General features: G+C 42.3%; 5 protein-coding genes. 3 read left to right on the top strand and 2 right to left on the bottom strand.

The genetic code is table 11. The features are described from left to right. Positions 1 to 165: 165 nt before the first annotated feature. A complete protein-coding gene (locus PUQ00_RS29125) occupies positions 166 to 1,356 on the bottom strand; it encodes an FAD-dependent monooxygenase (protein ID WP_300423122.1) in 1,191 nt (396 codons plus the stop codon). Positions 1,357 to 1,859: 503 nt separating this feature from the next. On the opposite strand from PUQ00_RS29125, the gene PUQ00_RS29120 reads away from it, so the two are divergent. Genes PUQ00_RS29120 through PUQ00_RS29110 form a run of 3 tightly spaced genes read left to right on the top strand, consistent with a single transcriptional unit; the run spans position 1,860 to position 5,558 of the window. After that, positions 1,860 to 2,408: a 2Fe-2S iron-sulfur cluster-binding protein gene (locus PUQ00_RS29120; RefSeq protein ID WP_300423121.1), complete on the top strand. Its 549-nt coding sequence runs from the start codon at positions 1,860 to 1,862 to the stop codon at positions 2,406 to 2,408. Further along, a complete protein-coding gene (locus PUQ00_RS29115) occupies positions 2,395 to 3,372 on the top strand; it encodes a xanthine dehydrogenase family protein subunit M (RefSeq protein WP_300423119.1) in 978 nt (325 codons plus the stop codon). The genes PUQ00_RS29120 and PUQ00_RS29115 overlap by 14 nt, the downstream gene beginning before the upstream one ends. Further along, positions 3,369 to 5,558 carry a xanthine dehydrogenase family protein molybdopterin-binding subunit gene (locus PUQ00_RS29110; RefSeq protein ID WP_300423117.1) on the top strand — a complete coding sequence of 730 codons (2,190 nt, stop codon included), beginning with the start codon at positions 3,369 to 3,371 and terminating at the stop codon, positions 5,556 to 5,558. The genes PUQ00_RS29115 and PUQ00_RS29110 overlap by 4 nt, the downstream gene beginning before the upstream one ends. A gap of 404 nt (positions 5,559 to 5,962) precedes the next feature. Here the strand turns inward: PUQ00_RS29110 and PUQ00_RS29105 are convergent. Beyond that, on the bottom strand, positions 5,963 to 7,709 hold a 1,747-nt coding region (locus PUQ00_RS29105; protein ID WP_300423114.1), incomplete at its 5' end, for a CHAT domain-containing protein.

Here is a 7,709-nt window from a genome sequence, read left to right as displayed (position 1 = left end):
AGGCAGGACTCGTTGAAGTAGGAATCGCGTGACTTCTAGTCATGCGAGGTTCAAATCCTTAAATTACTCGATAAGATTAGCACCTCATATAACTTTTTGCACTAATCAGCCAAATTTTTGTTGCTACTTTTGAAAAAAGTAACTTTGCTGATAGCACACTAAAATTTAACTTGTTACAGACGGTTTAAAATTATATAGCCATTTCTGAAAATCATCATTAAGGCTCATTTGACGCTCCTGCGTCTGCTCATTAGATGCCACAATGTTGTCGTAGTAGCGCATCTCACCCAAAGCACTACGAGCTTGGATGATTTTTGTGCGCTCGATGCGACGCTGTTCGTAGCTGGTGAGAGCTTCTTGGAGATTAGCTGAATCAGAAAAACACTCTCGCAGTTCGTAGGCATCTTCAAAAGTGGTATTGGCTCCCTGTCCCATAGCAGGTGCCATCGGATGGGCAGCATCGCCTAAGAGTGTGACTCTGCCTTGGCTCCACTGAGTTAATGGTGGGCGATCGCAAATTGGCCCTTCCCAAATTTGCTCGGCTGGTGTCGCTTCTACCATCGCCCGAAAAGATGTGTCCCAGTCAGCTAATTCATGGAGAATACGAGATTTAATTTCATCGGCGCTGTGGGAAAGATAGTACTCAGGCGATAATTTGCGACTAATCCAACTAGTATAGCCACCGCCTACATTGAGAATGTACATAAACTGTTTATTGCCTTTGACAAAAACTAGTTCATAGTCATTAAATAGCTCGTGGTAATACTTGATGACAGCACGCCAACACATACTACCAATATAATTAGGCTTACCCTCCCCAAATAAAGTTTCTCTGATTACAGAGTTGACGCCATCAGCCCCAATCAGCAAATCTGCATATACCGATTTTTCGCCATCAAAATGAATTTCCACACCGTTTTCGTCTTGCTGAAAGCCGATACAGCGATGATTGAGATGAATGATGTCAGACGGTAATCTGGATGCTAAAATTTGCTGCAAACGATACCACCAAATAGTCAATAATGGCTGTCCGTATTGCTCTAAATATTTAGTTGCATTAGTTCGGATTGTTTCACCTTGAATATTCTTTAAAACCGTGTGGTGAACCTCACAACCTGAACTTTTCAGGGATTCGACAATTCCCGGCGCGATCGCATCTAGGGAATTCAAGCCATTAGGAGCTAATCCTAGTCCAGTTCCAGCCGGACGAAATTCTTGGGCTTTTTCGTATACTTGAACGTCTATTCCTTGACTTCTCAGTACTATACCAGCTGCCAAACCGCCTGGGCCAGCACCAACAATGGCAACTTTCTCTACTATCGGTTTGGATAATTTCTGAGTTAGACTTTTTTCCATGTTATTAGGTTAATTAGATGAGCTAAAACAATATTTAGTAAGGAATTATATCAAATCTTCCATAGAGATTTTCAAATATACATCAGAATCCAGAATCAGAAATAAAACAGGCTTTATATCTCAATAGGCTTGGTGTTAAGGCTAAAATACTTTGTCTAAGTCAATTTTTTTTACGTAGACGCGCTGCTGAACCCGGAGGGCTTACCGCAGGCTACCACTCCAGGCGCAGAGAAGCCAGTGCGTTAGGCGACAGCTTGAAGAATAGAAGAAGAATTCAGAAGTTATATCCACCAGTCATACAGAATTCCATTCTGACTCCTGAATCTGTCTTGTTAAAACCAGATTGCTGATTTATTAGACGGAATTGTAACAAGGAATCCTCCAATGTAAAATATTCCCCGCATAGTTGAACGTTGTTCTCAAGTACTGCGTTAATCAAAAATATTGTAAAAATTCCGACACCAGAGAGATAATAAATCTAATTATTAGCAACTCCATTGAAGATGAAAGAGAATTCCTTAGCTCCAATAACTTCAGACTCTCTTGCCCAGAAAGTGAAAATATTGGGTTCAGAGGAAGTAGACTTATCCTTGAATGTCAATAATATCTCCCACTCCCTGAAGCTAGAACCTCGCGTCACTTTACTAGATGCGCTTCGGGAAAAGCTGGGTCTGATGGGCACTAAAAAAGCTTGCGATCGCGGTGAATGTGGTGCATGTACTATTCTAGTTAATGGTCGGCGAATTAACTCCTGTATGACGCTAGCAGTAATGCACATTGGTACTGAAATTACCACAATTGAGGGATTAGCAGAAGATGGCAAACTCCATCCCATGCAAACAGCCTTTATCACCCATGATGCTTTTCAATGTGGGTACTGCACATCGGGTCAAATTGTCTCCGCCGTAGGGATGATATTAGAAGAACTGCCAAAATCTGAGGCAGAAATTCGAGAAAAGATGAGTGGAAACCTTTGCCGTTGTGGAGCATATCCTAATATTATTGCGGCGATTCGGAATGTGTTAGAGGAAATGGAAGATGCAGCCATTTAGTTATGCTAAAGTTACTTCAGAAGAAGTGGCGCTCGCCACAGTTGAGCAAGAGAAAACTGCTGCATTTATTGCTGGTGGTACAGATTTACTGGGATTAATGAAAGATGGAGTCCAAACAGCAAATATATTAATTGATATTAATAGTTTACCTTTAGCAGATATTAAATCTCAAGCTGATGGAATCCGCATTGGTGCAATCTCTCGAATGAGTGATGTGGCTTTTCATCCTCAAATTCAAGAGTGCTATCCAGTAATTAGTCAGGCTTTATTACAAAGTGCTTCACCGCAACTGCGAAATATGGCAACAGTGGGCGGTAATTTACTGCAACGAGTCCGTTGTGGTTACTTTCGTGATCCGGTTTTTCCTTGTAATAAACGTACTCCCGGTAGAGGTTGTTCGGCAATTACAGGTTACAATCGGATGCACGCTATTTTCGGAGCTAGCGAACATTGTATTGCTGTTCATCCCTCAGATTTAGCTGTAGCCCTGACGGCGTTAAATGCAGTGATTTGCATCCAAGGAGCAGAAAAAGCACGTCGAATTTCAATTCATGATTTTTATCTTTTACCAGGTGAGACACCAGAAAAAGAAACTCTATTACAGCCTGGAGAATTAATTGTTGCCATTGAAATTGCAAATTATGCATATAAGTCCCATTATTTAAAAATCAGAGATCGTGCTTCCTACGAATTTGCTCTCGTTTCTGTTGCTGTTGCTTTAGACGTAGAACAAGACATGATAAAATCAGCACGAATCGCTTTTGGTGGGGTAGCACCAAAACCTTGGCGTACTTGGGAAGCTGAGAAATTTCTTCAAGGCAAAGCAATCAATGAAGCTACGTTTAGAGATGCAGCCGCAATCGCTATCAAAGAAGCGAAACCGCAAACACACAATGAATTCAAAATTGAATTAGTCAAACGCGCTTTGATCCGCGCACTCTCAGTTGTGGCAGAAGGATTATGAATGAAATTATTGGCAAACCACTCGATCGCGTTGATGGCAGACTGAAAGTCACGGGAGAAGCACCTTATACAGCCGATGTGCCCATAGAGAATTTAACTTATGGAGTGATTTTTCAAAGCGCGATCGCAAATGGCAAAATTATCCAAATAGACACATCCGCAGCCGCAGTCGCTCCTGGTGTAGTAGATATCGTTACTTATGAACAAACCCCATCTCTGGTAAAAATACCCTTCTTTCCCCCCCAACAACCTCAGCCAAGGGAAAAAGACAATAACATCTACTACGATGGTCAACATTTGGGGATTGTAATTGCCCAAACTTTAGAACAAGCCGAAACCGCCGCCTCTAAGATCAAAATTATCTACGAGGAAGCCCCGCTTACAGCCACAATGGCATCCGCAGAGATATTTGAACCCGAATCAATATTTTTTGGCATGATGCCAGGTAAAATCACCAGAGGGGATGTTGAATCAGGGAAAACACAGGCAGATGTGCTGGTAGAGCAAATTTATACTACGCCAATGGAACATCATAATCCCCTAGAACCTTCTGCAACCATAGCGATGTGGGAAGGGGATAATTTGACGTTGTATGAAACCACTCAAGGCATTTCTTCAACCCAAAGAGCGATCGCATCTGTTCTGAATATTCCCCAAGAAAATGTCCGTGTCATCTCCAAATATTTGGGGGGAGGATTTGGTTGTAAAGCACTGCTAAGGTCTCATACTATTTTAGCTGCGATCGCATCTCGTCAAGTAAAGCGCCCTGTGAAAGTAGTACTAACGCGATCGCAAATGTACACTGCTTGCGGACATAGATCCCAAACTCAGCAACACGTAACGTTAGGTGCAACCAAGGAAGGCCAGCTAACCCTAATCAATCACATTGGCACATCCTTAACTTCCCTCTTTGATGACTTTGTAGAACCTGTGGGTGCAGCAACAATAATCATGTACGCCTGTCCCAATTTGGAAATTAAATACCGTTTAGCACGCATTAATACTGGCACACCAACCTTTATGCGTGGGCCAGGAGAAGCACCGGGAATGTTTGCCTTAGAGTCGGCAATGGATGAACTGGCATCTGCCTTAAATATTGACCCGATTGAACTAAGATTGAGAAATCATGCAGATATCGAGCCGCACACAGGATTACCTTGGTCAACTAAATCCTTGAAAGAATGTTACCAAAAAGGGGCAGAAATTTTTGGTTGGTCACAACGCAACCCAGTTCCCCGTTCTATGCGGGATAATCATTTCTTGATTGGTTGGGGAATGGCAAGTGCGACATTTCCCACCAACGTTCAAACAGCATCAGTCAAGGTAAAAATTTTTGCCAATGGAGAAGTAAAAGTACAAAGTGGCACTCAAGACATCGGTACAGGCACTTATACAGTAATGACGCAGGTAGCTGCTGAGGTATTAGGATTACCAGTGCAGTTTGAACTAGGTGATAGTAATCTCCCCAAAGCGCCGATGACAGGGAACTCAATTACAGTTGCTAGTGTTTCTCCGGCGGTGCATCAAGCTGCGATCGCTGCACGGGATAAGATAATTCAAATGGCGATCAAAGATCCAAATTCTCTGCTTTATAAATCGCAAGCAGAAGATATTACCGTTGAATTTGGGCAAATATTTTTAAAACAAGATCCATCGAAGCGAGACAGCTACACCGATATTCTGCGCCGTCACGAATTAGAAAGTTTAGAAGTTACAGAGGAATCCTCACTCAACCCAGAGAGCAAACAATACGCTAAACACTCATTTGGTGCGATATTTATCGAAGTTGCTGTTGATGAATTGTTGGGAGAAATCAAAGTCAGACGTTGCGTAGGCGTTTATGGTGCAGGGCGAATTCTTAACTTTAAGACAGCACGGAGTCAAGTTTTAGGTGGGATTACATGGGGAATCGGTATGGCGCTGATGGAGAAAACTGTAATGGATGCTAATCAGGGCAGAATAGTTGGTGCTAACCTTTCAGATTACCTGATTCCCGTTCATGCAGATATACCAAATATGGAAGTGCAATTTGTTGAAGAACACGATCCTTATGTAAATGCACTCGGAACCAAAAGCTTGGGGGAACTTCCGATTGTTGGGGTAGCAGCTGCCATATCTAATGCAGTTTATCATGCCACAGGTAAGCGGATTCGTGATTTGCCAATTACACCAGACAAGTTGCTGTGAGTGAATAGGTTTGTAATTAAAAAGCGGTTAGAAACCGCGTCTACACAAACAAAACCCACCTCTGTGGGTTTCAAACCCTCAATGTTTCCTTAGCAGGCGGACTTTGCCTGTGTAGCCACGAATTCCATTCGCCTTGGGCGGTTAGAAACCGCGTCTACACAAACAAAACCCACCTGCGTGGGTTCAAACCCTCAATGTTTCCTTAGTCCGCGGAGGCGGACTTTGCCTGTGTAGCCGCGAATTCCATTTGCCTTGGGCGGTTAGAAACCGCGTCTACACAAACAAAACCCACCTACGTGGGTTCAAACCCTCAATTTATCCTTAGTCCGCGCAGGCGGACTTTGCCTGTGTAGTCGCGAATTCGATTCGCCCATTCCATTGCCCTGGCTTAATTACGAATTACTTCACCGTGCATCACCAATCAAGACGAATGGCGACCAATAAAAAGGATGACGATGGTCTGCAATTAGCTTCAACTTAGCTTTTTGCAAAGCTTCCCCTTTCGTCATACCCTGCTTGAGATTTTGATAAAAATAAACCATCAATTCCTGAGTTGCTTCATCATCAACCGCCCACAAACTTGCCATCACAGCTTTAGCACCAGCCCGCTCAAATATATAAGCAACTCCTGCAAGTCCTATACCATTAAGATTAGTGTCTACAGCAGTTTGACAAGCACTAAGAGTAATCAGTTGTGTGCCTTGTAACCCTAAAAGAGCAGCATCGGCAATATCTAAGGTTTTGTCAGCAAATAGTAAAGTATTATTTTTTAAATTCGTTTTTTTGCAGTCTTGAGTTTGAAAACAGCCGTGAGTTGCTAAGTGCAAAAACGAAAAGCGCAATGCTTGGGATCTAAACTTTTCTAGGGTAGCTTCTTTATGGATATAAACTTCACTGTCTGGCAGTATTTCTTTAATCTTTCTGACTTCTGCCTCTGCACCTGGTAGATTTTGCGGGTCACTGGGTACTGGATTACCAAATGCTAAAACAGCTTGTGTGCGGGGTACGGCATTTTGTACACCTGAATATTCTAGGGAATTATTGGAAGTGCGAGTGAGATAATTGACAGGATATTTTTGGATTAGAAATTGCTTGGTTTTATTGTCGTAAAGAGTTTCAAAAGGTAAATGGCGCAGTTTACCAGTAGCAATAATACTCACTTCTTTGGGGGATAAAGCCTGAATTTTGTCTTCTATAGGACGAATAAGAATATCATAAAGTTTGCCACCAGTTTCAACGTAGCTAGAATCACTGTCATCTTGTACCTCTTTTAAGTATTGAGTGATAAGTTTATTAAATTCAGTGGGATCAATAGATTTTTTAATAACGCTCAACTCACCTTTGGTGAAGATAAAAATGGCGACATTATTGGGCATATCTCTAACATTAGTCAGCAAGACGGGCTGAACTACAACCGTTCCTGCGGGGATGGAAGATGTCAGGTTTTTAATATCTGCGGGTGTAGTTTCAAATAGTTCTGCCACTTCAGGAAAACGGCGAGAGATATTTTCAGCTTCTGAGTAAACTTGTGCTTCTAATTGCCGAATTTTTTGAGATAGGCTTTCGGAGCGATCGCTTTGCAGTTGTTGTCGCAGTGATTCCAATTGTTGATTTTTTTTACTCCAATCGTCAAGGGTTTTCTGTGCTTCTCGGTTGGCAACTTTGGCATTAATAAGGCGAGTATAATCAGCAAGGTCGGCTGTAGTAAATAGGTTAACCCATTCAAAAGCTTGAGCGTATTTTTTTTGATTAATCAGGACATCCACTAAAGCAGTTGCACTTCCATGATTTTGTTGTAAAAACTTTTGGCGATTTTCTCGTTGTAAACCCCGGCGCATTTCTAAGCTGATTTGAAGAGATTGCTGCAAATTAGTAATAGCTTCAGTTGGTCGATTTGTACTTTGGAATAGTTCACCAATATTACCCAAGGTGACAGCTTCACCATTGCGATCGCCCACAGCACGCCTAAGGGGCAGAGCTTGGTTGTAAAAATCGAGTGCTTTTTGCTTTTCTCCTAAATCGGAGTAGACTCGACCGATGTTATTGAGTGTACGAGCTTCACCAGTGCGATCGCCCACAGCACGAAATAGGGGCAGAGCTTGGTTGTAAAAATCGAGTGCTTTTTGCTTTTCTCCTAAATCGGAGTAGACT

This window comes from Nostoc sp. S13, assembly GCF_029379315.1.
Classification (GTDB): domain Bacteria; phylum Cyanobacteriota; class Cyanobacteriia; order Cyanobacteriales; family Nostocaceae; genus Nostoc.
This window is presented reverse-complemented; position numbering and strand designations above follow the sequence as displayed.

Excerpts from the sequence above, each read along its gene's own strand:
- PUQ00_RS29125 (WP_300423122.1), bottom strand. The coding sequence starts at position 1,356 with ATGGAAAAAAGTCTAACTCAGAAATTATCCAAACCGATAGTAGAGAAA.
- PUQ00_RS29120 (WP_300423121.1), top strand. The coding sequence starts at position 1,860 with ATGAAAGAGAATTCCTTAGCTCCAATAACTTCAGACTCTCTTGCCCAG.
- PUQ00_RS29115 (WP_300423119.1), top strand. The coding sequence starts at position 2,395 with ATGCAGCCATTTAGTTATGCTAAAGTTACTTCAGAAGAAGTGGCGCTC.
- PUQ00_RS29110 (WP_300423117.1), top strand. The coding sequence starts at position 3,369 with ATGAATGAAATTATTGGCAAACCACTCGATCGCGTTGATGGCAGACTG.